26 protein-coding genes are annotated in these 24,968 nt (G+C 62.6%); 17 read left to right on the plus strand and 9 right to left on the minus strand.

Annotation, left to right across the window (positions count from 1 at the left end):
- Nucleotides 1-46 precede the first annotated feature (46 nt).
- Nucleotides 47-808 carry a DeoR/GlpR family DNA-binding transcription regulator gene (locus tag ACXAG6_RS11825; RefSeq protein ID WP_475337753.1) on the minus strand — a complete coding sequence of 254 codons (762 nt, stop codon included), beginning with the start codon at nt 806-808 and terminating at the stop codon, nt 47-49.
- A gap of 275 nt (nt 809-1,083) precedes the next feature.
- Between ACXAG6_RS11825 and glpD the strand changes: the two genes are divergently transcribed.
- From glpD to glpK, 9 genes are all read left to right on the plus strand, one after another.
- Nucleotides 1,084-2,697, plus strand: coding sequence for a glycerol-3-phosphate dehydrogenase (glpD, locus tag ACXAG6_RS11830; RefSeq protein ID WP_475337755.1), 1,614 nt, complete (start codon nt 1,084-1,086; stop codon nt 2,695-2,697).
- Between the two features lie 9 nt (nt 2,698-2,706).
- Complete coding sequence (locus ACXAG6_RS11835) at nt 2,707-3,795, plus strand: ABC transporter ATP-binding protein (RefSeq protein ID WP_475337756.1); 1,089 nt, start codon at nt 2,707-2,709, stop codon at nt 3,793-3,795.
- Nucleotides 3,796-3,804: 9 nt separating this feature from the next.
- Nucleotides 3,805-4,887: an ABC transporter ATP-binding protein gene (locus ACXAG6_RS11840; protein ID WP_475337757.1), complete on the plus strand. Its 1,083-nt coding sequence runs from the start codon at nt 3,805-3,807 to the stop codon at nt 4,885-4,887.
- Nucleotides 4,887-5,759, plus strand: coding sequence for a carbohydrate ABC transporter permease (locus ACXAG6_RS11845; protein WP_140014496.1), 873 nt, complete (start codon nt 4,887-4,889; stop codon nt 5,757-5,759). Before ACXAG6_RS11840 ends, ACXAG6_RS11845 begins: the two co-directional genes overlap by 1 nt.
- On the plus strand, nt 5,756-6,601 hold the full coding sequence (locus tag ACXAG6_RS11850; RefSeq protein WP_475337759.1) for a carbohydrate ABC transporter permease: 846 nt from the start codon (nt 5,756-5,758) through the stop codon (nt 6,599-6,601). The genes ACXAG6_RS11845 and ACXAG6_RS11850 overlap by 4 nt, the downstream gene beginning before the upstream one ends.
- A gap of 12 nt (nt 6,602-6,613) precedes the next feature.
- Nucleotides 6,614-6,886, plus strand: a complete 273-nt coding sequence (locus ACXAG6_RS11855; protein ID WP_475337760.1) for a DUF2160 domain-containing protein — start codon at nt 6,614-6,616, stop codon at nt 6,884-6,886.
- Between the two features lie 59 nt (nt 6,887-6,945).
- Nucleotides 6,946-8,682 (plus strand): ABC transporter substrate-binding protein, encoded by a 1,737-nt coding sequence (locus ACXAG6_RS11860; RefSeq protein ID WP_475337761.1) that lies wholly within the window; start codon nt 6,946-6,948, stop codon nt 8,680-8,682.
- Nucleotides 8,683-8,802: 120 nt separating this feature from the next.
- A complete protein-coding gene (locus ACXAG6_RS11865; protein WP_475337763.1) occupies nt 8,803-9,288 on the plus strand; it encodes a hypothetical protein in 486 nt (161 codons plus the stop codon).
- 129 nt (nt 9,289-9,417) lie between these two features.
- Complete coding sequence (glpK, locus tag ACXAG6_RS11870) at nt 9,418-10,905, plus strand: glycerol kinase GlpK (RefSeq protein ID WP_475337764.1); 1,488 nt, start codon at nt 9,418-9,420, stop codon at nt 10,903-10,905.
- A gap of 92 nt (nt 10,906-10,997) precedes the next feature.
- On the opposite strand, the gene ACXAG6_RS11875 is transcribed toward glpK, so the two are convergent.
- Nucleotides 10,998-11,444, minus strand: a complete 447-nt coding sequence (locus tag ACXAG6_RS11875) for a MarR family winged helix-turn-helix transcriptional regulator (protein ID WP_475337765.1) — start codon at nt 11,442-11,444, stop codon at nt 10,998-11,000.
- A 319-nt stretch (nt 11,445-11,763) separates the two neighbouring features.
- On the opposite strand from ACXAG6_RS11875, the gene ACXAG6_RS11880 reads away from it, so the two are divergent.
- Entirely contained in the window at nt 11,764-12,225 is a 462-nt protein-coding gene (locus ACXAG6_RS11880) for a PaaI family thioesterase (protein ID WP_475337767.1), read from the plus strand.
- 38 nt (nt 12,226-12,263) lie between these two features.
- Here the strand turns inward: ACXAG6_RS11880 and ACXAG6_RS11885 are convergent, their stop codons facing one another.
- Nucleotides 12,264-13,079 carry a response regulator gene (locus ACXAG6_RS11885; RefSeq protein ID WP_140014487.1) on the minus strand — a complete coding sequence of 272 codons (816 nt, stop codon included), beginning with the start codon at nt 13,077-13,079 and terminating at the stop codon, nt 12,264-12,266.
- 156 nt (nt 13,080-13,235) lie between these two features.
- On the opposite strand from ACXAG6_RS11885, the gene ACXAG6_RS11890 reads away from it, so the two are divergent.
- Genes ACXAG6_RS11890 through ACXAG6_RS11905 form a run of 4 tightly spaced genes read left to right on the plus strand, consistent with a single transcriptional unit; the run spans nt 13,236 to nt 17,557 of the window.
- Nucleotides 13,236-13,427 (plus strand): NepR family anti-sigma factor, encoded by a 192-nt coding sequence (locus ACXAG6_RS11890; RefSeq protein WP_475337768.1) that lies wholly within the window; start codon nt 13,236-13,238, stop codon nt 13,425-13,427.
- Nucleotides 13,424-14,002: an RNA polymerase sigma factor gene (locus ACXAG6_RS11895; RefSeq protein WP_475337770.1), complete on the plus strand. Its 579-nt coding sequence runs from the start codon at nt 13,424-13,426 to the stop codon at nt 14,000-14,002. The genes ACXAG6_RS11890 and ACXAG6_RS11895 overlap by 4 nt, the downstream gene beginning before the upstream one ends.
- A 16-nt stretch (nt 14,003-14,018) precedes the next feature.
- Entirely contained in the window at nt 14,019-15,872 is a 1,854-nt protein-coding gene (locus ACXAG6_RS11900) for a sensor histidine kinase (protein ID WP_475337771.1), read from the plus strand.
- Nucleotides 15,869-17,557, plus strand: a complete 1,689-nt coding sequence (locus tag ACXAG6_RS11905; protein ID WP_475337772.1) for a hypothetical protein — start codon at nt 15,869-15,871, stop codon at nt 17,555-17,557. The genes ACXAG6_RS11900 and ACXAG6_RS11905 overlap by 4 nt, the downstream gene beginning before the upstream one ends.
- Nucleotides 17,558-17,568: 11 nt before the next feature.
- Here ACXAG6_RS11905 and ACXAG6_RS11910 read toward each other — a convergent pair whose 3' ends face one another.
- The 3 genes from ACXAG6_RS11910 to ACXAG6_RS11920 all read right to left on the minus strand — a co-directional run bounded on the left by ACXAG6_RS11910 (nt 17,569) and on the right by ACXAG6_RS11920 (nt 20,515).
- Complete coding sequence (locus ACXAG6_RS11910; protein WP_475337774.1) at nt 17,569-18,681, minus strand: AI-2E family transporter; 1,113 nt, start codon at nt 18,679-18,681, stop codon at nt 17,569-17,571.
- A 143-nt stretch (nt 18,682-18,824) separates the two neighbouring features.
- On the minus strand, nt 18,825-20,093 hold the full coding sequence (locus ACXAG6_RS11915) for a PRC-barrel domain-containing protein (RefSeq protein ID WP_475337775.1): 1,269 nt from the start codon (nt 20,091-20,093) through the stop codon (nt 18,825-18,827).
- 251 nt (nt 20,094-20,344) lie between these two features.
- Nucleotides 20,345-20,515 (minus strand): DUF1328 domain-containing protein, encoded by a 171-nt coding sequence (locus tag ACXAG6_RS11920; protein WP_140014480.1) that lies wholly within the window; start codon nt 20,513-20,515, stop codon nt 20,345-20,347.
- Nucleotides 20,516-20,692: 177 nt separating this feature from the next.
- Between ACXAG6_RS11920 and ACXAG6_RS11925 the strand changes: the two genes are divergently transcribed.
- From ACXAG6_RS11925 to ACXAG6_RS11935, 3 genes are read left to right on the plus strand one after another with little or no spacing between them, the layout of a single operon-like run.
- Nucleotides 20,693-21,025 carry an ElaB/YgaM/YqjD family protein gene (locus ACXAG6_RS11925; RefSeq protein ID WP_140014479.1) on the plus strand — a complete coding sequence of 111 codons (333 nt, stop codon included), beginning with the start codon at nt 20,693-20,695 and terminating at the stop codon, nt 21,023-21,025.
- Nucleotide 21,026: 1 nt separating this feature from the next.
- Entirely contained in the window at nt 21,027-21,356 is a 330-nt protein-coding gene (locus ACXAG6_RS11930) for a hypothetical protein (protein ID WP_475337777.1), read from the plus strand.
- A gap of 3 nt (nt 21,357-21,359) precedes the next feature.
- A complete protein-coding gene (locus ACXAG6_RS11935) occupies nt 21,360-22,088 on the plus strand; it encodes a Crp/Fnr family transcriptional regulator (protein ID WP_475337778.1) in 729 nt (242 codons plus the stop codon).
- A 6-nt stretch (nt 22,089-22,094) separates the two neighbouring features.
- Here the strand turns inward: ACXAG6_RS11935 and ACXAG6_RS11940 are convergent, their stop codons facing one another.
- Genes ACXAG6_RS11940 through ACXAG6_RS11950 form a run of 3 tightly spaced genes read right to left on the minus strand, consistent with a single transcriptional unit; the run spans nt 22,095 to nt 24,886 of the window.
- Nucleotides 22,095-22,286: a DUF2783 domain-containing protein gene (locus tag ACXAG6_RS11940; RefSeq protein WP_140014476.1), complete on the minus strand. Its 192-nt coding sequence runs from the start codon at nt 22,284-22,286 to the stop codon at nt 22,095-22,097.
- A 4-nt stretch (nt 22,287-22,290) separates the two neighbouring features.
- Nucleotides 22,291-23,913, minus strand: a complete 1,623-nt coding sequence (locus tag ACXAG6_RS11945; RefSeq protein WP_475337780.1) for an FAD-dependent oxidoreductase — start codon at nt 23,911-23,913, stop codon at nt 22,291-22,293.
- 22 nt (nt 23,914-23,935) lie between these two features.
- Nucleotides 23,936-24,886 carry an MBL fold metallo-hydrolase gene (locus ACXAG6_RS11950; protein WP_475337782.1) on the minus strand — a complete coding sequence of 317 codons (951 nt, stop codon included), beginning with the start codon at nt 24,884-24,886 and terminating at the stop codon, nt 23,936-23,938.
- Nucleotides 24,887-24,968: the final 82 nt, after the last annotated feature.

Here is a 24,968-nt window from a genome sequence, read left to right on the forward strand (position 1 = left end):
GCGCCAAGACCTGCCCGGATCGGCGGCGGCACACAAGGGGCAGCCCTCAGCCGCAGATCTCCACACCCGTGCCCCAGCCGTCGCAAAGTGCGGCCAGTTCGGGCGCAAGCGGCGCATCGGTGAAAAAGCGATCTATCGCGCCCAGCGAGGCAATGCGCGCCGGGGCAGTGCGCTGAAACTTCGAATGATCCGCCACCAAAAAGGTGCGGCGCGACTGGGCCAGGATCGCCTGGCTCACGCCCACCTCCTGAATGTCGAAATCCAGCATGTCGCCTTCCCGATCAATCGCCGAGCAGCCCACCACCGCAAGATCGAATTTGAACTGCTGGATCGTTTCGCTCGCCAGCTTGCCCACAAGCCCGCCGTCCGAGCGGCGCAGGGAGCCGCCCGTCACCACAATTTCGCAGTCCGAGTTGGCAGCAAGAATGTTGGCTACGTTCATGTTGTTGGTGACAACGAGCAGGCTGCGATGGTGCATCAGCTCGCGGGCAACCGCCTCGGTGCTGGTGCCGATGTTCAGAAAGATGCTCGCGTTTTCAGGGATTTGCGCGGCACAGGCCCGGGCAATGGCGGCCTTGCCCTCAAGGTTCAGCGAGCGCCGCTCCTCGTAGCCGATGTTATGGGTGCCCGAGGCTAGGATCGCCCCGCCATGCACCCGTTCGATCTGCCCGGCATCGGCCAATTCGCTCAGATCACGGCGGATGGTTTGCAGCGTGACGCCAAAGTGCTCGGCCAGCCCATCGACCGTGACCTTGCCGTCGCGGCGGATGATGTCGAGCATTTCGGGGTGGCGGAAGGCTTGGCTCACGCGAGGTCTGTCCTGATCTTCAATGTTCGTTTCTTTTCGCATGCGACTTGAGGTTCGGCAAATGGTTTTGCCACAAAAGGGCAGGGGAAAGGCGCGGAAGGGGGCAATTCATGTTTTCCTTCAAAGCGTTCGCTGCAACGCGGCGCTTTCCGCAGCCGCGCGGCAAGCCTATGTTTGCACGCGACAAAGTCAAAAACGAAAAGAAACGAACATTTCTGCTTTCGTTACACGGCGACTCAGTGCATAAATCGGCCCAGCACACTTGGGAGGGATCTGTGCCAGAGGGGACACCCGCACAACCGGTCGATCTGTTCGTCATCGGCGGCGGCATCAACGGATGCGGCGTCGCGCGTGATGCGGCGGGCCGTGGTCTGTCTGTCACCCTGGCCGAGATGAGTGATCTCGCGCAGGCCACCTCGTCGTCCTCCACAAAGCTGTTCCACGGCGGCCTGCGCTACCTCGAGTTCTTCGAGTTCCGCCTTGTGCGCGAAGCCCTCAAAGAGCGTGAAGTGCTGCTGCGGAACATGCCGCACATCTCATGGCCAATGCGATTTGTGCTGCCTTATCATCGGGATATGCGGTTTGAGAAGGCCACGCCAACCTCGCGCCTGCTCTCCTTCGTCATGCCGTGGATGAAGGGCCGCCGCCCCGCATGGCTCATCCGCCTCGGCCTGTTTCTCTACGATCATCTCGGCGGCAGAAAGATCCTTCCCGCCACTCAAACCCTCAGCCTGCCCGACTCGCCCGAGGGCGCGCCGCTGCAAGAGCGGTTCCTGCACGCCTACGAGTATTCCGATTGCTGGGTGGAGGACTCCCGCCTCGTGGTGCTCAACGCCCGCGATGCCGAGGCCCGCGGCGCTCGCATTCTCACCCGCACCAAGGTGCTCTCCGCCGCCGTCGAGAACGGCATTTGGCGGGTCGAAACGCAAAATACCGAAAGCGGCGCAACCACCGCCCATCACGCGCGCATGTTGGTAAACGCCGGCGGGCCGTGGGTGGGCGAGATCCTCAGCCACACCATCCGCTCCAACTCCACCGAGGGCGTGCGGCTGGTGCGCGGGTCGCACATCGTCACGCGCCGCCTTTACGATCACGACAAGGCCTATTTCTTTCAGGGCGAGGACGGGCGGATCATCTTCGCCATTCCCTACGAGCAGGATTTCACCCTGATCGGCACCACCGAATGCGATCACGAAAGCCCCGATGAGCCGCCCCTCTGCACTGATGAAGAGCGCGACTACCTGATCGACTTCGCAGGCCGCTACCTCGCCGCCCCGATCACCGCTGATGATATCGTCTGGAGCTATTCCGGCGTCCGCCCGCTCTACGACGAGGGCACCGCCTCCGCCACGGCGGCCACGCGGGACTACACGCTAAAGGTCGATACCTCCGCGGGCGCCCCCGTGCTCAACATCTTCGGCGGCAAGATCACCACCTACCGCCGCCTCGCCGAATCCGCGCTCGAAAAGATTGCGCCGCATTTTCAAGGCCTTGGCCGCAAGTGGACAGAAGACGCCCCGCTGCCCGGCGGTGATTTCGCCCATGATGGCGCACCCGCCCTTGCCGAGGCGCTCACCGCGGATTACCCCTTTCTCCAGCCCGCACAGGCCGCGCGCCTTGTCCGCGCCTATGGCACCGACGCCCGCAAACTGCTGGGCGTGGCCAAATCCGTCTCCGATCTGGGGCAGGACTTCGGCGCAGGGCTGACGGGGGTGGAGGTTGATTGGCTGATGGCCCATGAATATGCCCGCACCGCCGAGGATATCCTGTGGCGGCGCAGCAAGCTCGGCCTGCGGCTCACGCCCGAGCAGGCCGGGGCGCTGGAGACATACATGAAAAGTCACGCCAAGAAACAAGGGCGCGATGAACGCCCGGCGGCGGCGGAATAGGGGAGAGGCATGGTTCTGGAACTCAAATCCGTGAGCAAGGTGGTGGGACGTGATACGCACATCCACCCCACGGAGCTGACCTTGGAGAACGGCACGATGAACGTGCTGCTCGGCCCTACCTCCTCAGGCAAAACCAGCCTGATGCGCCTCATGGCCGGGCTCGACCAGCCCACAGAGGGCCGGGTGTTCTGGAACGGTGATGACGTGACGGGCATGCGCGTGCAAGACCGGCAGGTGGCCATGGTCTACCAGCAGTTCATCAACTACCCCTCGATGACCGTCTACGACAACATCGCCTCCCCCCTGCGCCTCCAAGGCAAGGACCGCGCCACCATCGACGCCGCCGTTCACAAGACCGCCGAGATGATGAAGCTCACCCCCATGCTGGATCGTAAACCGCTGGAGCTTTCGGGCGGCCAGCAGCAGCGCTGCGCGCTCGCCCGCGCGCTGGTGAAGGGGGCAGGGCTGGTGCTGCTCGACGAGCCGCTGGCCAACCTCGACTACAAGCTGCGCGAAGAACTCCGCGTCGAGATCCCTAAAATCTTCGAAGAATCCGGCGCAATCTTTGTCTACGCCACCACCGAGCCTGAAGAAGCCCTCCTGCTCGGCGGCAATACCGCAACCCTCTGGGAAGGCCGCGTCACCCAGTTCGGTCCCACGCCGGATGTCTACCGCCGCCCGGTCGATGCCACCACCGCGCGGGTCTTCTCCGACCCGCCGATGAACTTCCTGCAAGTCTCGAAAACCGGCTCAAAGCTGATGTTCGGCGAGGGCCAGTCCGCTCCCGCCGCCGGCAAACTCTCCGAGCTGCCCGATGGCCGCTATCTCGCGGGCTTCCGCCCCAACCACCTCGAAATCAGCCAGCACAGCCCCGAGGCCATGCACTTCAACACCCGCCTTTCTGTCACCGAGCTGACGGGGTCGGAAACCTTCGTGCACCTCGACCACGCTGGCGAGCGCTGGGTCGGGCTGGTGCATGGCGTGCATGATCTCGCACCGGGCACCGATCTCGCCGTCTGGCTCGACCCTTCCCACGTTTACATCTTCGACGCAGAGGGGGCGCTGGTTGCACCGGCCTCCTATGCGGCGGCGGCATGAGGTAGAGCCATGGCCCAGATCACGCTAGACAACCTCGCCCATTCCTACCTCGCCAACCCGGCGAGCGAGGATGATTTTGCCCTCAAGGAGCTCAATCACACTTGGGACGACGGCGCCGCCTACGCCCTGCTTGGCGCGTCCGGTTGCGGCAAGTCCACCCTGCTCAACATCATCTCCGGCCTGCTCCAGCCCTCGCGCGGGCGCATCCTTTTTGGCGATCAGGACGTAACCCACGCCGCCACCGCCGAGCGCAACATCGCGCAGGTGTTCCAGTTTCCGGTGGTCTACGACACGATGACCGTGCGCGATAACCTCGCCTTCCCGCTGCGCAACCGCGGCCACGACGAGGCCTATGTCGCCGAGCGCGTGGGCGAAATCGCCCGGATGATCGGCATGGAAGAGGTGCTGGCAAAAAAGGCCCGTGGCCTCACCGCCGACGCCAAGCAAAAGATCAGCCTCGGCCGGGGCATGGTCCGCAAGGACGTGAACGCGCTGCTCTTCGATGAGCCGCTCACCGTGATCGACCCCCACATGAAGTGGGAGCTCCGCACCCAGCTCAAACAGCTCCACCACGACTTCGGCCACACCATGATCTACGTCACCCACGACCAGACAGAGGCACTCACCTTCGCAGACAAGGTTGTGGTCATGCACGATGGCCGGGTGGTCCAGATCGGCACGCCCGAAGAGCTTTTCGAGCGCCCCGAGCACACCTTCGTCGGCTACTTCATCGGCTCCCCGGGGATGAACCTGATCCCTGCCAAGGTCGAGGGCAACCGCGCCTATATCGACGGCGCCGAGCTGGCGCTGGCCCATGGCTACGGCGACCTTCAGGGCCGCGTGGCCCTCGGAGTGCGCCCTGAATACGCCAAGCTCTCCGCCAGCGAGGGCCTGCCGGTCAAGGTGCGCCGCGTGGAAGACGTGGGCCGCCACAAGATCGTCCGCGCCGAGTTTTTCGGCAATGAGATCAACGTGATCGCAGGGGAGGGGGATGAGATCGGCGCCGACATGACCCGCGTCGCCTTCGACCCGGCCCATGTGAACGTCTACGCCGACGACTGGCGCGTTTCACCGAAGGGGGAGGCCGCCTGATGGAAAAGACCCAGAACAACAAGGCCTGGTTCCTCGTCCTCCCGGTCCTGATCCTCGTCGCCTTCTCCGCCGTCATCCCACTTATGACCGTGGTCAATTATTCCGTACAGGACACTTTCGGGAACAACGAGTTCTACTGGGTCGCGCTGGAGTGGTTCGAGGAGATGCTCGAAAGCGACCGGATGTGGAACGCGCTCTGGCGGCAAATGGCATTCTCCGGCATCATCCTCGCCATCGAAGTCCCGCTCGGCATCTTCGTGGCGCTCAATATGCCCAAAAAGGGCGTCTGGGCCTCCGTTTGCCTCGTCCTCATGTCGCTGCCGCTGCTGATCCCGTGGAACGTGGTCGGCACCATCTGGCAAATCTTCGGCCGGGTCGACATCGGCCTGCTCGGCCACACCCTCGCCGCCATCGGGATTGATTACAACTACACCCGCGACGTGCTCGATGCATGGATCACCGTCGTCGTCATGGATGTCTGGCACTGGACCTCGCTCATCGCGCTCCTCGCCTACGCCGGGCTGCAGTCCATACCCGACGCCTTCTACCAAGCCGCCAAGATCGACCAGGCCAGCCGCTGGAAGGTGTTCCGCTACATCGAGCTGCCGAAGATGCAGGGCGTGCTGATGATCGCCATTCTGCTGCGCTTCATGGACAGCTTCATGATCTACACCGAGCCATTCGTGGTCACGGGCGGTGGCCCCGGCAATGCCACCACCTTCCTCTCCATCGACCTCGTGAAAATGGCGATCGGCCAGTTTGATCTCGGGCCAGCCGCCGCCTTCTCGATCATGTATTTCCTCGTGATCCTGCTGGTGAGCTGGGTGTTCTACACGGTCATGACCAACCTCGACAAAAGGGACGCGAAATGACGGACGCCACCCTGACCCCCGCCGCCAAAGCGCCGCGCGTCCGCGTCAAAGGCTCCGCCATCGTGATGGGCCTTTACCTGCTGTTCCTGCTGCTGCCGATCTACTGGCTGCTAAACATGAGCCTGAAAACCAACGCCGAAATCCTCGGCGGCTTCAGCCTCTTCCCGCAGGATCTGACCTTCGCCAACTACATGGTCATCCTGACGGACCCGAGCTGGTACATGGGCTACGTCAACTCGCTGATCTACGTGGTGATGAACACGGTGATCTCGGTCGCCGTGGCCCTTCCGGCGGCCTACGCCTTCAGCCGCTACCACTTCCTCGGCGACAAGCATTTCTTCTTCTGGCTGCTGACCAACCGCATGGCCCCGCCCGCCGTCTTCGCGCTGCCCTTCTTCCAGCTCTACTCCTCGGTCGGCCTGTTCGACACCCACATCGCCGTGGCGCTGGCCCATTGCCTCTTCAACGTGCCGCTCGCGGTGTGGATCCTTGAAGGCTTCATGCGAGGCGTGCCGAAGGAGATCGACGAAACCGCCTATATCGACGGCTACAGCTTCCCCAAGTTCTTCGTAAAGATTTTCATGCCCCTGATCGCCAGCGGCATCGGCGTGGCGGCCTTCTTCTGCTTCATGTTCAGCTGGGTCGAACTGCTGCTGTCGCGCACCCTCACCACGGTCGACGCCAAGCCGATTGCGGCAACCATGACCCGCACCGTCTCCGCCTCCGGCCTCGACTGGGGCGTGCTGGCGGCGGCTGGGGTGCTCACCATCGTCCCGGGCGCGCTCGTGATCTACTTCGTCCGCAACTACATCGCCAAGGGCTTCGCCCTGGGCCGCGTTTAAGGAGGAACAACAATGGATTGGATGGCATGGACGTGGCCCACCGCCATATTCTTCCTCGTGATCGCCAGCCTGCTGGTCACCTTCACCATTCTGGCGATCAAGTTCCCCGAGACGCCCCGCAAGGGCGTGCTCCAGATCGAAACCACACGGGGCGACCGCCTCTTCATCACCCTTCTCGGCTCGGCCTTCATCAACCTGGCCTGGCTCGGATTGACCGGCATCGCCCAACCTTGGGCGCTGGTCCTCTGCCTGATCTATGCCGCAGCGGTCTTCCGCTGGGTATAGCGCAGGAATAACGGCCGCGACCAACGCGGCGCTTCATAACCCAACAGGGAGGAGAAAACATGAAGCTCAATCTCAAATCCACCACCGCCTTTACCGGCGGGCTCGCGGTGGCCCTCAGCCTCGCCGTGCCGGCCTTTGCCGGGATGGACGAGGCGCGGGAGTTCCTCGACGCCGAAATCGGTGATCTTTCGACGCTGAGCCGCGAAGATCAGGAAGCCGAGATGCAGTGGTTCGTCGATGCCGCGCAACCGTTCGCGGGCATGGATATCAAGGTGGTCTCCGAAACCATCACCACCCACGAGTACGAGGCCCAGGTGCTGGCCCCGGCCTTCACCGCCATCACCGGCATCCAGATCACCCACGACCTCATCGGCGAGGGCGACGTGGTCGAAAAGCTGCAAACCCAGATGCAGTCGGGCGAGAACGTCTATGATGCCTACATCAACGACTCCGACCTGATCGGCACTCACTGGCGCTATCAGCAGGCCCACAACCTGACCGACTGGATGGCAGGCGAGGGGGCAGACGTCACCAACCCCGGCCTCGACCTTGAAGACTTCATTGGCCTGTCGTTCACCACCGGCCCCGATGGCAAGGTCTACCAGCTGCCCGACCAACAGTTCGCCAACCTCTACTGGTTCCGCTACGACTGGTTCAACGACGAGAAGACCAAGGCCGATTTCAAGGAAGCCTATGGCTACGACCTCGGCGTGCCGGTCAACTGGTCGGCCTATGAAGACATCGCCGAGTTCTTCACCGGGCGTGATATGTCTTACGCGGGAGGCCCGTCCGAAGGTGTCTATGGCAACATGGACTACGGCAAGAAGGACCCCTCGCTCGGCTGGCGTTACACCGATGCGTGGATGTCGATGGCCGGGATGGGCGACAAGGGTGAGCCGAACGGCCTGCCGGTGGACGAGTGGGGCATTCGTGTGAACGAAAACTCCCAGCCCGTCGGCTCCTGCACCGCCCGTGGCGGCGCAACCAACGGCCCCGCTGCCGTCTACGCCGTGACCAAGGCCATCGAGTGGCTGGAGAAGTATTCTCCCCCCGCCGCTGCCGGCATGACCTTCGGTGAGGCCGGGCCGGTGCCCGCGCAGGGCTCCATCGCCCAGCAGATGTTCTGGTACACTGCCTTCACCGCCGACATGGTGGGTGACGGGGCCGATGCGGTGCTCAACGAGGATGGCACGCCCAAGTGGCGCATGGCCCCCTCGCCGCATGGCGCCTACTGGGAAGAGGGCACCAAGATCGGCTATCAGGACGCCGGCAGCTGGACGCTGCTCAAGTCCACCCCGATCGACCGTGCAAAGGCGGCCTGGCTCTATGCCCAGTTCGTCACCTCCAAGACCGTGGACGTGAAGAAAAGCCACGTTGGCCTCACCTTCATCCGCGAAAGCACGATCCAGGACGAGAGCTTCACTGAGCGCGCCCCCAAGCTGGGCGGTCTGGTCGAGTTCTACCGTTCCCCGGCCCGTGTCCAGTGGTCGCCCACCGGCACCAACGTGCCGGACTACCCCAAGCTGGCACAGCTGTGGTGGCAGAACATCGGTGATGCGATGTCGGGTGCCAAATCCCCGCAAGAGGCCCTCGACAGCCTCTGCGCCGATCAGGAGCGGGTGCTGGAGCGGCTTGAGCGCGCAGGCGTTCAGGGCGATCTCGGCCCGGTCATGAACGAAGAGAAAGACCCTGAGGAGTGGCTGGCCATGCCCGGCGCCCCCAAGGCCAAGCTCGACAATGAGGATCCGACCCCGGAGACCATCAGCTACGATGAGCTGATCGCCTCCTGGAACTGATTTTCCTCCTCAAGCCGGGGCTGCCCTTACCGGGTGGCCCCGGCGACTTATTCTTTGACAGGCTAGCCATGCGTCCGTCACCCTGCGCCAAACCCTTGAGTGCCCTGACGGAGCCGTGCCATGCCGCCAGCCCCACCGCCCAGAAATGTTTTCCTGAAACGCGCCGCCATCGTGGTGGTGGCCGTGGTGTTGCTGATGATCGTCCTCGGCCCCTTCGTAGGGCGCACCCGCCCGCCAAGCGAGGCCATGGCAGCAGAGATGCTTCACGCCTTCGACGGGCAGGCGCTGGCCGCCATGGCCCCGACCGGCGAGATCGTGACGCTTCAGGTCGCGCCGGGGCTGGAGCCCTACACCATGCTCTGCCATCGCTTCGAGCGGCCCTGGCGCGGGCTGATGGGCACGGCGCAGCAGACCAGGCCCGATGCGTTCAACTGCGTGCTGCGCGTGGCCGTGGAGGGCGGGCTGCTGCACCGCATGATCCTTCAGGCCATCGCCCTGCCCGAAAGCCCGCCACCCAAGGCGCTGGAAGAGGCCGGTGCAGCATGGCTCGACGGCTTCGTTCTGGTGCCGCTGGACGCCCGCGCCCTCGGCCGCGCCTTTCCCTGACCGGGCAGGGTGGCTGGCTCTTGCACCCCATATTGCAACTGAACTCAGGCGGCTCCACCGCCAAGGCGCCGCCCCGGTGACGCCGCCTCAATCCCGCGCTAAACCATCCAAACCAAGGGAGGACATGACATGACCTACATTCTCGCCATCGACCAGGGCACCACGTCCTCCCGCGCCATCCTCTTCGACGAGGCGCTGAAGCCCGCCGCCACCGCGCAGGAGGAGTTCACCCAGCACTTCCCGGCATCCGGCTGGGTCGAGCATGAGGCCGCCGACCTCTGGACGACGACAGCGGCCACCTGCCGCGCCGCGATTGAAAAGGCCGGGGCCTCCAGCGGTGACATCGCCGCCATCGGCATCACCAACCAGCGCGAAACCACCGTGGTGTGGGACCGTGCAACCGGCAAGGCGATCCATAACGCCATCGTCTGGCAAGATCGGCGCACCGCCGATTTCTGCCGCGATCTCAAGGAGAAGGGCCATGAAGAGGCGGTCACAGAGGCCACCGGCCTGCTGCTCGATCCCTACTTCTCCGGCACCAAGCTGCGCTGGATTCTCGACAGTGTCGAAGGCGCGCGCGCCAAGGCCGAGGCGGGCGAGCTGGCCTTCGGCACCGTCGATAGCTGGATCATCTGGCACCTCACCGGCGGAACATCCCACGTCACCGACGCCACCAACGCCGCCCGCACCATGCTCTATGATATCCGCCGCGGCGCATGGTCCGAAGACATGTGCACCCTGCTCGATATCCCCATGTCGATGCTCCCCGAGGTAAAAGACAGCGCCGCCGACTTCGGCATGACCCGCCCCGATCTCTTCGGCGGACGCGAGATACCCATTCTTGGCGTTGCGGGTGACCAGCAGGCCGCCACCGTGGGCCAAGCCTGCTTTGAGCCGGGCATGATGAAATCCACCTACGGCACCGGCTGCTTTGCCCTGCTCAACACCGGCAGCGAGCCGGTGAAATCCGAAAACCGCCTGCTTACCACCATCGCCTACCAACTCGACGGCAAGCCGACCTATGCGCTCGAAGGCTCGATCTTCGTCGCCGGTGCGGTGGTGCAATGGCTGCGCGATGGCCTCAAGCTAATCCGCGAAGCGGGCGAAACCCAGCCGCTGGCCGAAACCGCCGACACGGGGCAGGGGGTGGTGATGGTGCCCGCCTTTACCGGCCTCGGTGCGCCCTATTGGGATGCCGACTGTCGCGGTGCCGTCTTCGGCCTCACCCGTAACACCGGCCCCGCCGAGTTTGCCCGCGCCGCGCTCGAAAGCGTTGGCTATCAAACCCGTGATCTGCTGGAGGCCATGAAGGCCGATTGGAGCAGCGGCAGCGAAACGGCGCTCCGCGTAGACGGCGGCATGAGCGCCTCCGATTGGGCGATGCAGTTCCTCTCCGATATTATCGGCGCGCCGGTAGACCGGCCCAAGGTGCTGGAGACCACGGCCATGGGCGCGGCATGGCTCGCTGGCCAGCGCGCCGGAGTCTACCCCGACAAGGCAGGCTTTGCCGAAACCTGGGCACTGGATCGCAGCTTTTCGCCCAAAATGGATGATGCTGCGCGGGAACAGAAATACGCGCGCTGGAAGCGCGCGGTTAACGCCACACTGGGCTTCTGAGCGGTGGGTTAACGCCTCGCCTCTATGTCAAATGACATGTGCATGGGTTGTGCATCACTTGTGCACAGGATGTTGCCCTTTGCTTTTTGGGGTTAACGCCCCGCCAGCTGGTCCAGCCCGTCCCGCATCTCATGGGCCGTGATCCGCTCCAGATCCGCCTCGATCCGGGCATGGGTTTTCCGCCAGATCGGCACCGCCTGTTTAAGCAGCGCGCGGCCGTCGTCCGTAAGCAGTAACCTTTTGGCGCGCTTGTCTTTTTCGTCCTGCGCCTGCCGCATCAACCCGCGCCGCTCCAGCACCTTCACCGAGGCCGTCAGCGTTGTGCGATCCATGCCGAGTTGCCCGGTCAGATCCGTCAGCCGAGGCGGGGCAGGGCGGTTGAGGCTCATCAACAGGCTGAACTGCCCATTGGTCAGGTTAAGTGGCCGAAAAACCTCATCAAATACCCGCGCCAACTGCCGCGCCGCCCGCTGCGCACGCAGGCAAAGGCAAGCAGATCCAACCTCATGGGTCACGTCTAGGGGGAGGTTCGGGTCCATGGTGTCCTTATGTTGATATCAACCAGAAAGCCTGTCAATCGTTCCCCGAAATGCGTCAGGAGCAGGGTGATTGCAATGGCCTAAGTTAAGGCGGTCGCTCGACAAGCCTTAGGAAAACAAGGCGCAATGCACAGAAATGGCCGGGGCGCCGACCAAGTTTTACAGGCGCTACGGCGTGGCTTGGTATGTCGGGGCCTTGCTTTCTCGGCCGATGCTGGTCCCGCGCGGCAGGGCCGACAGGGCGTTAACCAGACCTTTGCATTTGTATGTAAAGGTATCCGCATTGACGCCGGTTGCGGCGCGGGGCAGCGTGTCGGGCATGTCAGACCAATCCCAAAGCCCGCCGCCGCCCGATGGATACGCCCCGCTCACCACGCTCTGTGCGGTGGACGAGGCGATGGGCCCGTGGTTCCTGCGCGAAAACAGTGATGGCTCGCGCACCGTGGGCTTTCGGGTTGAGCCGAAGCACCTCAACGTCAACGGCGTCTGCCATGGCGGCGTAACAGCGACCTTTGCCGATATCCTCGCGCGGGTCTTTAACGAAACCTACAGCGGCAGGCCCGGCGCCGCCCCGCTGGTTGGCAAGATGGCTACGATCACGCTGGATATCGACTATCTCGGCCCCGGCCAGCCCGGCGCTTGGATCGAGGCCACACCAGAGGTGGTGAAACGCACCGGTAAGATGTTGTTTACCCAAGCCCTCATCACCGATGGCGAGGTGCCGGTGGCGCGCTGCAAGGCGATCTACCGTCTGTTCCAACAAAAAGGCGGGACCGACTGAACGCCGGACCCGCCTTCTTCGAGGGAACTAGATTGGCCTCAGGCGACGAGCGTCACCGTGGAGGCAAAGAACATGGCCTGGCTCACCGCAAGGCGCACCTGCTCCTCAGTGTAGGGCTTGGTGATCAGGAACACCGGCTCGGGCTTTTCGCCCGTCAGCAGCCGTTCTGGGAAGGCGGTGATAAAAATCACCGGCATCTCGCCAAACTCGCCCAGAATGTCGTTGACCGCATCAATGCCAGAGCTGTTATCGGCCAGCTGAATGTCGGCAAGGATCATGTCGGGGCGCTCTTGCTGTGCAAGCTGCACAGCGCCCTTGTGGGTGCGGGCGACCCCTGTCACCCGGTGGCCCATCTGGCCAACAACGGTTTCGAGATCCATGGCGATGATCGCCTCGTCCTCGATCACCATCACCTTGCCGCTAATCGACTTGGCCATCTCTTCCTGCGCCGTCGCCACCATCTCTTCGGCTTCTTCCTCGGTGCAATTGGTGATCTCACCGATCTGCGCATAAGAAAACTGCTCGATCGTATAAAGCAGCAGCGCTTCTCGTGTGCCGGGCGTCAGAGGAGACATGTGGCGGTTGGCCTGTGCGGCCAAAAAGCTGTCGCCCTCAGTGGCTTCCACCGGCGCGCCGGAGCTTGTCCAAATCGCGTGGAAGGCGGCAAAGAGCGCCACTCTGGGGCTGCGCGAGCGGTCACCCAGCTCGGGGTCGTCCAGCATGGCCTCAAGGGTGGCCGCTGCATAGGCGTCCCCCGATTTCTGGCTCCCGGTCAGCGCTCTGGAGTAGCGGCGCAGGTATGGAAGTTCCCGCGCGATGCCATCGGCAAAGCTTTCGGAAGGTGCACTATTCATGTTGCCTTACCCGTTTTTTTATTGGCGTTACGGAACCAAACGTAGGGGAGCGGCGTTTGGTTCCAAAATAATGTGCGCTGCAGGGAAAAAACTTTGGAACCATTTGGCGTGCCTAAGGGTTTTGACCGGGATGGCCGATAAATTCGGGTGGGTCAGGTGACGCAGAAAGGCAAGAAGGTAGCGATGAAAGAGCAGCAAAAAGAGGCTGGAGAAGGATTGCGTCGGCAGATCGACGAAAACTTGCGCCGGGTGTTTCAGGCGCAGGTCGAGGAAGATGTGCCAGACAGGTTCACGGATCTTATCAACCGCCTGCGTCAGCAGGATGGAGAAGGCGGTTCCAGCAAATGACAACAGCCGCAGCCGAAGTTCCACCGAGCGATCCGCGCGACGAGATCGTTGAGCATCTTCCTGCAATGCGCGCCTTTGCCATGAGCCTTGCCAGAAATTCTGCTCAGGCTGATGACTTGGTGCAAGACTCCGTGGTCAAGGCATGGAGCAACTTTGACAAGTTCAGACCGGGCACCAATCTTCGGGCCTGGCTCTTCACGATCCTGCGCAACACCTTTTATTCGGCACGCCGCAAGTCTGGCCGGGAAGTGGCTGACGTGGACGGGGTGATGGCGGGTAACCTTGCCTCTAAACCCGATCACGATGGCCGCCTTGCCCTCGCCGATTTTCAAACAGCCTTTGCGACCCTGCCCGATGAACAGCGCGAAACCCTGTGGCTCGTCGGCGCACTTGGTATGTCCTACGATGAGGCCGCCGTCACCTGCGGCTGCGCTGTGGGCACCGTCAAGAGCCGCGCCAACCGTGCCCGCGCCCGACTTGCCGAGATTTTGCACCTCAGCGATGAAGACGAACTGGAACTGACAGATCAGAGCACAATGGCCGTTGTCGCGGCCAGCAACACCCCGCTCGGGTGAGCCTGGGGAGCAGGGTGTGAAAAGCATCACACAATCACTGGTTTTTCGCGTCGTCGTGATGCTCACCGTTGCACTCTTGCCGGTGGGCATCATCGCTTTGATGCAGACGGCCAACGTGTCGCGGCAGGCCAGCGAGTTGAACCGCTCGGCCCTGTACGGGCGCACGGTGGCGGATGTCGAAGACATGCGCGATCTGTTGCACGGGGGCTTTGCGTCGGCCCGGGTGATGGCCACTTCAGTTGTCGGCCTACGCGATGATCCGGCGGCGTGCTCGGACCTTATGCGCCAGCTAGTTGATCGCAGCGTTGTCTATTCTCTGGCCATGTTCGTGGACGCCGATTACCAGAGCAATTGCAACTCCAGAGGTGAAACCTTCGACCTCACCGGTTCAACCTTTTCCGAGCGTATGGTCCGTGACCGGGTGCCAATGGCGGATCTGTTACAGCGGGGCAGAGTGACCGGAAAAGAGGTGATGGTGCTGGGCTATCCGGTCTATCAGGATGGTGTCTTCCTCGGTTTCGTCTCTATTTCGATCATGGAAGGTGATCTGACCCAGCATACCGGTGCCGACACGCTGCCAGCTACGGAAGAGATGGTAGAAGAGCCAATAGATCTCCTAACCTTCACGGATGACGGGCAGGTTCTGCTGGCGCGCAGCGACGCGGACACGCTTAGCCGCGAACTGCCCACCGATGTCTCTCTCCAAGCCCTCGCTGGCGGCGGTGTTACGGCTTTCTCGGCCGAGAACGCGAATGGGGAGACGCGGATTTACACGCTGGTCACGATTATTCCGGGCCTCGTCCACGCCATGGCGATCTGGGAAGATGCCACGCCGAGCGGGCTTAACTGGTATAGCGCCGCAGTGTTTCCGATGCTGATGTGGATCATCTCGCTCGGGGTTGCCTACATTGCCGTTCACCGGCTGGTTCTGGTCCATATCCGCCGCCTGCGGGCACGGATGATCCGCTTCGCGGCCGGCCATCGGAGCCTTGGCGGGCAAACCGGGCTTTCTGATCGAGCACCAACCGAACTGCGGGAGATGAACGAAACATTTTCCAGCATGGCCGAGACCATCTTGCGCGATGAAGCCGAGTTGGAGGACGGGCTACACGAGAAAAACCTGTTGCTGCGCGAGGTGCATCACAGGGTCAAAAACAATCTCCAGCTCATCGCCTCTGTGATGAACATGGAAATCCGCAAGGCTGAGGGCGATGAGGCGCGCACCACGCTGCGGCGTATCCTCGACCGGGTTCTTGGCCTCGCAACCGTGCATTCCAGCCTCTACCAAACCTCCCGGCTCTCCATCGTGCATGCTGATCTGCTCCTCAACGCGATCCTGCGCCAAACCCTGTCTACCGCGCTTCCAAAGGAGGCCGGGGTAAGCCCGAAGATGGATATCGAAGGTTTGACGCTGGCCCCCGATCAGGCCGTGCCGGTGGCACTTCTGACCACGGAAGCAGTGACCAATGCCACCAAGCACATGGGCCATCCCGGCGGGCCCGGCACAGCATGGCTGAAAATCACGCTTGAGGAGCTGGAGCCCGAGGACACGCCCGCCACCGGCGATGAAGACGAAGAGCCATCTGCTCGTGCACGGCTCACTGTCGTCAATTCTGTCGGCGAGCCGCTCAGCAGGGACTACACACCGCCCTCCAGCAACGGGCTCGGAAACCAGCTGATCCGCGCCTTCGCGGCGCAACTTGGCGGCAAGCTGTCGATTGACCCGGGCGAAGAGACCTTTGAGCTGTCGGTGACCTTCCCGATAGACGATCAGCCCGAGGGCACTCCGGTTGCCCCCGTCGCGCCGGGCGAGCGCACCGTGCCACCCAGATCCGGGCTGGCTGAAGGCCCTAAAGGCGGCACGATATGACGCTGGCGGGCGATCACACGCCCGCACGGCAGGAGGAGCGCCGCACGCAGATGCTCATCACCGCGCGCGAGGCCTATCCTGCCTTCGAGCGGGCCGTACTGGCGGCGAGAGAGCGGATCAATCTCAGCTTCCGTATTTTCGATCTGCGCATGCCGCTTCATAGCGAAGAGGGACGCGCTGTTGGCTCCAGCTGGACCGACCTTTTGGCCCATGTGCTGCGGCGCGGGGTGAACATTCGCCTCGTGGTGACCGACTTTGACCCGGTTGGCGCGCCTGACCTTCACCGGGGCTCATGGCGGACCATGCGGCAATGCGCCGGTCTGCGTGAGATTGCGGGCGAAGAGGGCACCGGCACGCTGGAGGCAATCGCCGCCCGTCATCCGGCGCGGATCGGCAAGGTGCCGGGTGCCGCTCTCTGGCCGATTGCGGCATGGAAGTTGCGGCAGGCGGTTCAAATGCTCAACGGCTTGCCTGGCGGTGAGCGTCGACGGTTTATCACCGAGGCGCCACGGCTGCGCCCCCATCTGAAGGAAGAGAGTGATACGGGCGATGTCATCCGGGCAAACTGGTGGCACGGCTTTCGCATGACGCCCGCAACCCATCACCAGAAGCTCGCGGTTATTGATGGCGAAGTTCTCTACATCGGCGGGCTCGATCTGGATGAGCGGCGCTGGGATACGCCCAAGCATGACCGCCCTGCGCGAAAGACCTGGCATGATATCCAGATGCTGCTCCACGATGCGCAGATCGCCGGTGTCGCTGAGCGTCATCTTGACAACTTCATCTCTCAAACAGCAGGCGAGGGGCCTGATCCCGAAGGGCAATATACCGGCGGGCAAGCTACACCCGGCAACCTGCGTTTTCTGACAACCATGTCGACGCCCTCCCGGCTCGCGCCCTTCCGGTTTTCTCCCAAAAAGCTCTCCTCTGGCCTCTACGATGCGCATGTCGCCCACGCTGATGAGGCCACCAATCTAATCTATCTCGAAACCCAGTTCTTTCGCGACCGGAAGCTGGCACGCCACCTTGCGCACCGCGCGCGGGAGAACCCGGATCTGAAGCTATTGCTCGTCCTGCCCGCAGCACCGGAAGAGGTAGCCTTCACAAGCGGCGGCACCGACGCCCGCTATGGCGAGTTTCTGCAATCCCGTTGTCTGCGAATCCTACGCAAGGGCTTCGGCAAACGGTTTTTCGCTCTTTCCCCGGCGCAACGCCGCAAACCGGGCTCCGAGGCGGAAGAAGCAGGTGAAGAGGCTGTTGGCACAGCCGATGGAGCGGGGCGGGAGAACGGCGGTTTGGGGCGGGTCGCCCTGCGCGGTGCGCCGATGATCTATGTGCATGCGAAACTGTCGGTGTTCGACGATACGGCCAGCATCGTTTCTTCCGCCAACCTCAATGGCCGTAGCCTGCGCTGGGATACGGAAGCGGGGCTGGAGTTTTCCGGCAGGGATGAGGTCAGCATGATCCGCGAGCGTGTCTTGGCTCATTGGTTTCCAGAGGCCGATGGCGCGCACAGGGCAGAGATGCTCGATCCGGCGCGCGCCTTTGAGGCCTGGGTCAGCGCGGCAAAGCGCGATGCGGCGCGGCAGCCAGAAGACCGGGAAGGCTACCTTCTGCCGCATGATCTCCGCCCGGCCCTGCGCTTTGGGCGCGCGGTGCCCGGCGTTCCCGAGGAAATGGTGTAAGGGCGGGCGGCTTACTCGTTCGCCGCTACCTTCTGCGCCGCCTCTTCATCGAGCGCCTGTCGCCGCTCTGCGGCCTCCCGCATTTCGTCATCGGGTTTCATCAGGTCGGCGACCAGCAGGAGCCAGAGCAGAACCGGGATTGCCACAAACCCACCCAGTGGCCCCCAGATCCACAGGAAGAAGACGAGCGACAGGAAGATGAGCAGAGGGTTCATTTTTAGCGTCCGCCCCACCAGAGACGGGGTGACAAACTGCCCTTCGGTGACGTTCATGCAGAGGTAAACCCCCATCGGCACGACCGACATGATCCCGTCAAAGGCGACGATGCCACCAAGCAGAAGAACCGTCGCAAAGATCGCTGGGCCGAGGTAGGGCACAAAGTTTACTGCAAAGGCCGCCAGCCCCCAGAGGATAGGCGAGGCCATGCCCAGCATCACCATGGCCGCGGTCACGGCAAGGCCAAGGCAGGCGTTGATCAGCGTAATCGTGATGAAATACCGCGATACCATGTGCTCTGCCGCAACCAGCGATGCTTTATAGCGCTCGCGCGCTTCACGGTTGCGACCGCCAAGTGCCTTCGCGGCCCAAGCGTAGATGCTGTCTCGCGTGAACAGGAAGAAGAACAGAACGCCGGTGAAGATCATCACCTGGGCGGCGATGGTGGGCGCAAGGGCAATTGCGTCCATGGCCGAGGGAAGGGCGACCGAGCCTTCGCCTTCTCCGTTCTCCCCATTCTCGCCCTCAGGGTTGATCGCGTCCTTCACGTCCTCCGTCATCTCGTTGAGGCCGCGCAAAGCATCCTGAAACTGGCGCAGGGTTTCCTGCAACTCGCTCCAGACCATTGGCAGCTTGTCGAGGGCCCGCCAGAGGACGGGTTCGAGCAACAGCGCCAGCGTGGAGAGGGAGACAAGGGCGAAGGCCAGCACGGTGCCGGCAGCAGCGGCGCGTGGAAGGCCCAAACTCAAGAACACGCCAATCGCCGGAGAAAGGATGACCCCGGTGATAAGTGCCAGCACCGTAGGGGCCAGAAAATAGGCACCGGCCTTCAGCGAGGCGGTCGTAAGGATCGCGGCGATGATGAACAGGGGGACGGATATCGAGCGGCTGGCGAGCACTTGGGGCATCTCCTCGGGGGCAAGGGCAGGAGGCGTGGGGCGGTGTTGGCGTGGAAACAAAATTCCCCCGAGACCGGTCGATCCGGCCCCGGGGGGCACTCGTCATTCAGCAGAAGCGCCCCCTGGCAGAAGGCGCTTCCATTGTGTTCAGGTCAACCGTCTTCGTACTCGGGGAAGCTTTTCAGCTGTTCCTCGGAGGTGTTGACGTAGGCGCGCAGATCATCGCCATCCGATTGCTTCTGCAGCGAAATGCCTTTGAAGCTGATCGCAACGGGCTTCTCGCCAATGCCGAGGAAACCGCCCACGTCGATCACCGCATCGGTGACGACACCATCGGACGAAATCAGGATCTCGGAGATCTCGCCAACGCGGTTGTCGTTCGGGTCGTAAACAGCCAGACCGGTCAACTCATCGGAAGACATTTCAGTGACCATCACTTCAGCGTAACCGTCGCGGGTGAAGCCGGTCATGTCGCCGCTCTCGGAAGAATCAGCCAAATTGGCTTCGGCTTCTTCACCAGCTGCTTCCATGGTGTCGCCTGCCTCAGCCATCTCGGCTTCTTCGCCAGCGGCTTCCATGGTGTCGCCCGCTTCAGCCATCTCGGCTTCGGCCTCTTCACCAGCGGCTTCCATGGTTTCGCCTGCTTCAGCCATCTCGGCTTCGGCTTCTTCGCCAGCGGCTTCCATGGTTTCGCCTGCTTCAGCCATCTCGGCTTCGGCTTCTTCGCCAGCGGCTTCCATGGTTTCGCCTGCCTCAGCCATCTCGGCTTCAGCTTCCTCACCGGTTTGCTCCATGGCAGTTTCGGCTTCGGCCAGCTCTTCGGTCATGCCAGTGTCGGCGGCGTTGTCGCCGGCATCGGTCATTTCGACCTCGTCACCGGGGGTCTCTTCGAGCGGTTCAGCCACGGTGCCGTCTTCAGCGGCAGCCTGGTCCGTCTCGGCGGGTTCGCTGAACTCGAAGGCAGGTGCTTGATCAAGCGCTTCACGGCTGGACGACACGGTGACGAAGTAGTCGCCCGGAGAGTCGCTGTCGGCCACAAGGTCGAGCGAGTCCATTGTCAGAGCCACAGGCTTTTCGCCGATGCCGAGGAAGCCGCCCACGTCAACGATAACGCCTTCGACTTCGCCGCTGCGGGCGAGGATCACGTCGCTGACTTCGCCGATGTCTTCCCACTCGGCCTCAGCTTCAGCAACACCTTCTTCGCCGTATTCCATCTCATCGGACATTGCGTAGACGCGCTTGCCGATGAAGTCGCTGGCCATCACGTCCTGCTGGTCTGCGGACTGGATGAAGCCACCGTCGGCCATCACTTCGGCGCCAGCTTCGGGCGCGGTTGTGTCTTCCGTCGTCGTGGCGTCCTGCGCGAAGGCAGGCATGCACAGCGACGCAGTCAGCGCGGTTGTTGCAAGAATGCGTTTCATTTTAGTCTCTCCGGATTTCTGGTTTCAGAAATTGCGGCATTGCGCCGCTTGTGGAGAGAGAACCGGGGAATGTGATGTTTGTTCCTGAGATATATGTTCTGCGGTGAAGGAACTAAATTGCACGTGGCGCGTTAGGGGCGCCCGTTTGGAATTGAATTATTCGGCGGTTATTCGCTGAGAGAGAATATAGGAGCTGAAATAAAAAGGGGCGCCAATCGGGCGCCCCTTCTTTGTTGTCGTGTACTGTGCGGTTACGGTGTGCGTCCGCGCATCGCCCGGGCGACCATGGCCACCACGAAGAGGATCAGGAACACGAAGAACAGCACCTGCGCGATACCAGCGCTGGCGCTGGCGATACCGCCAAAGCCAAACAGTGCTGCGACGAGTGCGATAACGAGGAAGGTAAGAGCCCAACCAAGCATTTTTCTTTCCTTTCATTTGATCAACATTGCCGAAAGATCATTTCCGGCTCTTGCATCGACAACAGCGGTAGCGAGTGTCTGGTTCCGGAAATTGTTTTCACACCTTTCTCGGAACCATTCGCCCTTCGGTCGGTTGAATTGTCGAATGACACATCGGAAATACGAAGGAGACGTCACATGGCACAGGCCAAGACGACTGAAAACAGCAGCGCAACCAAAGCCGAAGACGAAGTGTCGGCACAGATCGCGGCCCTGAAATCCGACATCGCAAGCCTCACCAGCGCGGTGGCTGACCTCGGTCGCGCCAAGGGTTCGGAGTTTCAGGCCTACGCCAAGGGCAAAGCAAATGACGCACGGGCGAAGGCGCAGGAGGGTGCGGATTACATGAAGCACAACGCCGAATTCGCTTACGGTAAGGCCAATGATTTCGTGGTGGAGCGCCCCGCCACGGCGATCGGCATCGCGGCTGCCGTCGGTTTCCTGGTGGGTCACATCTCGGCCCGTAAATAACATGCTGGCGCGTATTCAAATGAGCTTGGCGCATGCTGTGCGCCGGCTGGCTTTCTCGGCGGGCGCGAGCCTTTGCTTTCTGGTTGGCGCTGCCTTCCTGACCGTTGCAGGCTGGATTTATCTGGCCGAAACGACTTCGACGCAGACCGCCGCCCTTATCGTAGGTGCGGTTTGGTTCGCGGTTGGTTTCATTTTGCTTGGCTTGTCCCGCGTCAAGCCTGTGCATGCCGTGGCCCCCCCATCTGCCGCCGCTGCTCCGGGTCCGCTCGGGTTGGCCGAGGCCTTCCTGTTTGGCTTGCAGGCCGGGCGGGGCACCTCGAAGGGCGGGTAAGCCATGGCGACGGACTGCGAACATTGCCCGCTGCGAAAGAAGCCTATCTTCAAACAGCTGTCAGCGCGCGAGCTTAGGTTCATGTCCGATTTCAAGTCGGGCGAGCTCACGGTTGAGCCGGGCACACCGATCCTCATGGAAGGCTCCAACAGCCCCCAGCTCTATACCGCCCTGCGCGGCAAGGGCCTGCGCTACAAGCTGTTGGAGAACGGTGATCGGCAGGTGGTGAACTTTGTCTTCCCCGGTGACTTCCTTGGGCTGCAAGCCGCGATCATGGGGGAAATGGGCCATTCGGTTGAGGCTACCACGGCGATGACGCTTTGCGTGTTTGACCGCAATGCGCTGTGGGACTTTTTCCGCTCGCATCCCGAGCGCGCCTTTGATGTCACCTGGATCGCCGCAGAAGAAGAGCACTTTTTGGGCGAGGCCCTGCTCAGTGTGGGCCAGCGCAATGCCGTAGAAGCGATTGCTTGGGCCTTGGTGAAGCTGCACCAGCGCGGCGAGGCCCTTGGCATCACCCGCAATGGAGAGATGGCGCTGCCCTATCGCCAGCAGGATCTGGCGGATGCGCTTGGCCTGTCGCTCGTGCACACCAACAAGAGCCTTGCCAAGTTGAGAGACAGGCAGCTTGCCACATGGCGCAATGGCCGGCTTGCCCTGCACGATCTGGACAAGCTCCGCGAGATGGCGGGGATGGAAAAAGAAGAAACGCGCGTTCGCCCGCTGATGTAGGCGGTGTTAGCGCCCGGCGGCGAGCGCTGCCGAAATCGCTTCGCTCAGTACAGCGCGCTCGCCGATGTGATTGGACAGAACCAAGATCAGCCGGGCGTTAAGCGCCGCGCTTGCGTCTTCCGACAGCCCTTCATGAGCTTGCAGCAACTCGGCGTAAAAGCCGTCTGGATCGGGGATGTTGGGCTCTGTGTTCAGCATCGGGTCACTCCATGGCCAAGGCGCGGTGAAGGGCAAGCGACACCGCCGCAGGGTCGGGCGAGGCCCAACGGGCGGCGACGTGTTGGTCTGGCCGGATCAGGTACACGGCCTCTTTGGCCCCTCCAAGGTACCGCTCTGCCAAGCACCCCGTCGGGTCATCTTCCGGACGGATGGAAAGGCGCGCCACCTGCGCGGGCAGGTCGCCCGGTAAGTCCGGGCCGGTGCCGTTGATCGCGAGCAGTGAGAAGTCGCCGCCCAGTTGAGGCAGTAGAAACCCGTCGCGGAGGGGCGCATCGGGGCAGGGCGCGCCGGGGCGTGTGCGCTCGGGACCGCCCGGCAGGGCATCTGCACTGTTGAGCGGGCCATCGTCATAGGTGCAGGGCAGCGAAAGGCGGCCCGAGTTAACCAGCGGGCGGGCAAAAGCGTGGTGCTCGGCAAGGTCCAGCACGGCGTTGCGGAACATGTGGCTAACCGGTGATTTCGGCGTGATGAAATCGGTGGAGCGGGTGGAGTTGAGGATGTTTTCATCCGCGCCATACCGGCGTTCGGCGCAGTAGCTGTCGAGCAGGGCTTCGTGTGCTTCACCGCGCAGCACCATGCCCAGCTTCCAGCCGAGGTTATCAACGTCTTGCATGCCGGAATTGGCGCCACGCGCCCCGAAGGGGCTGACTTGGTGAGCGGAGTCCCCGGCAAAGAGCACGCGACCGTGGCGAAACTTCTGCATCCGGCGGCACTGGAAGGTGTAGATCGACGTCCAGACAATGTCATAGGCCACATCCGGGCCGAGCATGGCGTCGAGGCGGCGGCGCACGTTCTCTTCTTTCAACTCTTCCTTGCGGTCCACATCCCAGCCGATCTGGAAGTCCACGCGCCATTCGCCATCGGGCTGTTTGTGCAGCAGGGTGGAAGCACCCGCCCCATGCGAAGGCTCGAAGGAAAACCAGCGCTCGGTGGGCAAGGGGGCCTGCATGGTGATGTCGGCAATGAGGAAACTGTCCTGAAACACCCGGCCCTCAAAGTCGAGCCCCATCATCTTGCGGGTTGGTGAGCTCGCTCCGTCGCAGGCGACCACATAGTCTGCCTCGATCTGATAGAGGCCTTCGGGGGTGGCGATATCCAGCGTGACGTGGCTGGCATGAGGGGTGATCCCCTCCAGCCGGTTGCGGCCCCGCAGGTCGATCTGCGCACCTTCAGCGTTGGCCTCACGCACCCGCTCCACGAGGAAGCGCTCGAAGTAGGGCTGCTGAAGGTTGATGAAGGCCGGAAACTTGTGGCCTTCCTCGGGCAGAAGGTTGAATTCAAACACCTTTCTGTCTTCGTGGAACACCTTGCCGAGATTCCAGACCACGCCCTTTTCCAGCGCCTTCTCCCCCAGCCCGTAACGATCTGCGATTTCAAGCGACCGCTTGGAAAAGCAAATGGCGCGGGAGCCTTGGCCAACGCCCTCATGGTCATCAAGCAGCACCACCGGCAAGCCTTGAAGCCCGAGATCCAGCGCCGTTGCCACGCCAATCGGTCCGCCGCCAATGACGACCACCGGATGACGCACCGGCGCGGGGGCATCCTGATCGGTGGAGCGCGCGTAGGGGTAAAGCTTGAAGGCAAGCTGGTAGCGATCTTGGATCATCGGGTTTCCTCCCCTCGGGATGTCATCCTTGCAGCGCGGCCCACATTTCCTTGTCGCGCTCGGCGGTCCAAATGCGCGGCGTGTCGATGCCTCGGGCCTCATCAAAGGCGCGGGCGACGTTGAAGGGCAGGCAGTGCTCGTAGATCGCGTAATCCGCAAACTTTGGGTCACAAGCCGCGCGGATGGCGTCCCACGCCTCCTTCAACGTGCCGCCTCGCGCGGCGACCTTGGCCGCCGGAGCATAGGTGGAGGCGACGAAATCGCGGGTGTTCTCGATGGCGGCGTTGACCATTTCGGAGCCGATGAGCGCGTCGCCCCGGCCCGGTGCGATGGCGTCAAGGTCGAAGGCCTTGATGGCGTCCAGCGTCTTGCCCCAGTCAGCAAAGTGGCCGTCGCCGCAGTAGCAGGCGGAGTGATATTCAACGATGTCGCCGGTGAACATGACGTTCTGGTCGGGCACGTGGATGACGATATCTCCCGCCGTGTGGGCGCGCCCAAGCTGCATGAGGTCGACGCGGCGGTTGCCGAGGAAAACGCTCATCTTGCCGGTGAAGGTGCTGGTGGGCCATGTCAGGCCGGGAATGCTCTCGTGGCCTTCAAACAGGCGGGGGAAGCGGTCAAACTCGCTATCCCAATCCTCCTGCCCGCGTTCTGCCACCATGGCGCGGGCTGTATCGGACATGATGATTTGCTCGGCCCCGAAGGCAGATGCGCCCAGAACGCGAACGGCGTGGTAATGGGTGAGCACCACGTGGCTGATCGGCTTGTCGGTGACGCTTCGGACGCAGTCGATCACCTTGTTCGCCAGCCGAGGTGTGGCCTGCGCCTCGACGATCATCACGCTCTCGTCGCCGATGATGACGCCCGAGTTCGGGTCGCCCTCGGCGGTGAAGGCATAGAGGCCCTCGCCGACTTCGGTGAAGCTGATCTTCTTTTCGGTCATGTCTCCGGCAGAGGCGAAGGCTTTGGCCATGGTGCGTTTCCTTTGTCGTCTTGCCGGAGATTTCGTGCCTCCGGCGGGGATATTTTCAGCAAGAAAATGAGGTGGTTGGGCG

Source organism: Vannielia sp. ABF1_015 (assembly GCF_056160745.1).

Excerpts from the sequence above, each read along its gene's own strand:
- ACXAG6_RS11835 (WP_475337756.1), top strand. The coding sequence starts at position 2,707 with ATGGTTCTGGAACTCAAATCCGTGAGCAAGGTGGTGGGACGTGATACG.
- ACXAG6_RS11840 (WP_475337757.1), top strand. The coding sequence starts at position 3,805 with ATGGCCCAGATCACGCTAGACAACCTCGCCCATTCCTACCTCGCCAAC.
- ACXAG6_RS11845 (WP_140014496.1), top strand. The coding sequence starts at position 4,887 with ATGGAAAAGACCCAGAACAACAAGGCCTGGTTCCTCGTCCTCCCGGTC.
- ACXAG6_RS11850 (WP_475337759.1), top strand. The coding sequence starts at position 5,756 with ATGACGGACGCCACCCTGACCCCCGCCGCCAAAGCGCCGCGCGTCCGC.
- ACXAG6_RS11855 (WP_475337760.1), top strand. The coding sequence starts at position 6,614 with ATGGATTGGATGGCATGGACGTGGCCCACCGCCATATTCTTCCTCGTG.
- ACXAG6_RS11860 (WP_475337761.1), top strand. The coding sequence starts at position 6,946 with ATGAAGCTCAATCTCAAATCCACCACCGCCTTTACCGGCGGGCTCGCG.
- ACXAG6_RS11865 (WP_475337763.1), top strand. The coding sequence starts at position 8,803 with ATGCCGCCAGCCCCACCGCCCAGAAATGTTTTCCTGAAACGCGCCGCC.
- glpK (WP_475337764.1), top strand. The coding sequence starts at position 9,418 with ATGACCTACATTCTCGCCATCGACCAGGGCACCACGTCCTCCCGCGCC.
- ACXAG6_RS11875 (WP_475337765.1), bottom strand. The coding sequence starts at position 11,444 with ATGGACCCGAACCTCCCCCTAGACGTGACCCATGAGGTTGGATCTGCT.
- ACXAG6_RS11880 (WP_475337767.1), top strand. The coding sequence starts at position 11,764 with ATGTCAGACCAATCCCAAAGCCCGCCGCCGCCCGATGGATACGCCCCG.
- ACXAG6_RS11885 (WP_140014487.1), bottom strand. The coding sequence starts at position 13,079 with ATGAATAGTGCACCTTCCGAAAGCTTTGCCGATGGCATCGCGCGGGAA.
- ACXAG6_RS11895 (WP_475337770.1), top strand. The coding sequence starts at position 13,424 with ATGACAACAGCCGCAGCCGAAGTTCCACCGAGCGATCCGCGCGACGAG.
- ACXAG6_RS11905 (WP_475337772.1), top strand. The coding sequence starts at position 15,869 with ATGACGCTGGCGGGCGATCACACGCCCGCACGGCAGGAGGAGCGCCGC.
- ACXAG6_RS11910 (WP_475337774.1), bottom strand. The coding sequence starts at position 18,681 with ATGCCCCAAGTGCTCGCCAGCCGCTCGATATCCGTCCCCCTGTTCATC.
- ACXAG6_RS11915 (WP_475337775.1), bottom strand. The coding sequence starts at position 20,093 with ATGAAACGCATTCTTGCAACAACCGCGCTGACTGCGTCGCTGTGCATG.
- ACXAG6_RS11920 (WP_140014480.1), bottom strand. The coding sequence starts at position 20,515 with ATGCTTGGTTGGGCTCTTACCTTCCTCGTTATCGCACTCGTCGCAGCA.
- ACXAG6_RS11925 (WP_140014479.1), top strand. The coding sequence starts at position 20,693 with ATGGCACAGGCCAAGACGACTGAAAACAGCAGCGCAACCAAAGCCGAA.
- ACXAG6_RS11930 (WP_475337777.1), top strand. The coding sequence starts at position 21,027 with ATGCTGGCGCGTATTCAAATGAGCTTGGCGCATGCTGTGCGCCGGCTG.
- ACXAG6_RS11935 (WP_475337778.1), top strand. The coding sequence starts at position 21,360 with ATGGCGACGGACTGCGAACATTGCCCGCTGCGAAAGAAGCCTATCTTC.
- ACXAG6_RS11940 (WP_140014476.1), bottom strand. The coding sequence starts at position 22,286 with ATGCTGAACACAGAGCCCAACATCCCCGATCCAGACGGCTTTTACGCC.
- ACXAG6_RS11945 (WP_475337780.1), bottom strand. The coding sequence starts at position 23,913 with ATGATCCAAGATCGCTACCAGCTTGCCTTCAAGCTTTACCCCTACGCG.
- ACXAG6_RS11950 (WP_475337782.1), bottom strand. The coding sequence starts at position 24,886 with ATGGCCAAAGCCTTCGCCTCTGCCGGAGACATGACCGAAAAGAAGATC.